The sequence below is a fragment of the Psychrobacter immobilis genome (assembly GCF_904846285.1).
In the GTDB taxonomy this organism is placed as follows: Bacteria; Pseudomonadota; Gammaproteobacteria; order Pseudomonadales; family Moraxellaceae; genus Psychrobacter; species Psychrobacter immobilis_D.
The window spans coordinates 1-982 of sequence record NZ_CAJHAD010000065.1; the positions used below are offsets into that span (position 1 = coordinate 1).

At 42.5% G+C, this 982-nt stretch carries 1 protein-coding gene; it reads left to right on the top strand.

What is annotated here, in order from left to right; translation table 11 throughout:
• The first annotated feature begins 89 nt into the window (after positions 1-89).
• The gene (locus JMX13_RS13555) at positions 90-971 is read left to right on the top strand and encodes an IS982 family transposase (RefSeq protein ID WP_201559743.1); all 882 of its coding nucleotides are present in this window, start codon (positions 90-92) and stop codon (positions 969-971) included.
• Positions 972-982: the final 11 nt, after the last annotated feature.

Sequence of the window (982 nt, forward strand, 5' to 3'; positions counted from 1 at the left end):
ACCCCACTCTCAACTTCGAAAGTGATTGAAAAAAGAAGAGCACCTCACTAATCTATTGTTTTCGACCAAGAATACAATGGAGTTGTGAGATGCCCATAGACGAATTTATCATCAATATCTATTTAATGGTAGAGCAATATTACAAAATAGTCGTCACCAAACCCTTGCGAAGTGCAGGTTACGCGCCAAAGCTAAGTGATCCTGAGGTTATTTGCATGGAGATGGTCGGTGAATTTTTACACCTTGATCAAGACAAACAAATTTGGCAATACTTTACCCAGCATTGGCAAGACTGGTTTCCAGCCATCGGCTCATACCCTAACTTCGCAAAGCACTGCGCCAATCTGTGGCAAGTCAAACAGCAGATACAAGATAAAGTCAGTCAAATTGAAGGCCGTGACAACATTCATTTTATGGATGGCTTTCCGATACCCGTCTGTCATTATGGACGCGCTTATCGGCATAAAAACTATCAAGACTTAGCAGCTTTTAGTTACTGCGCCGCTAAGCAAGAGAGATACTATGGCTTTGAGGGACATTTGCTTGTTAATTTATCTGGCATGATTAAAGGCTTTACCTTTGCCCCTGCCAATGTTGATGAAAGAGCGGTTGCGCCTGATATTACTGACCATATCCATGGTTTGCTCGGCGCTGATAAAGGGTATATCAGCCCTAGTCTGACATCGTACTACGACGCTCAAGGAGTGGATTTACAAACGCCACTCAGAGCCAACATGAAAGAGGATAGACCCAAACCTGTGGTAAGACGGCTAATGAAAGCTCGCCGTATCGTTGAAACAGTCATTGGTCAGCTATCAGAACGATTTAATATACAAAGAGTGCGAGCAAGAGATTTATGGCATTTGTCTCATCGATTGATTCGTAAAATCCTGTCACACAATCTGTGCTTTGTACTCAATAAAAAACTTGGTAACCCGCCTCTTCAGTTTGATTTGCTTATTTCAAGTTGAGAGTGGGGTCT

Excerpts from the sequence above, each read along its gene's own strand:
- JMX13_RS13555 (WP_201559743.1), top strand. The coding sequence starts at position 90 with ATGCCCATAGACGAATTTATCATCAATATCTATTTAATGGTAGAGCAA.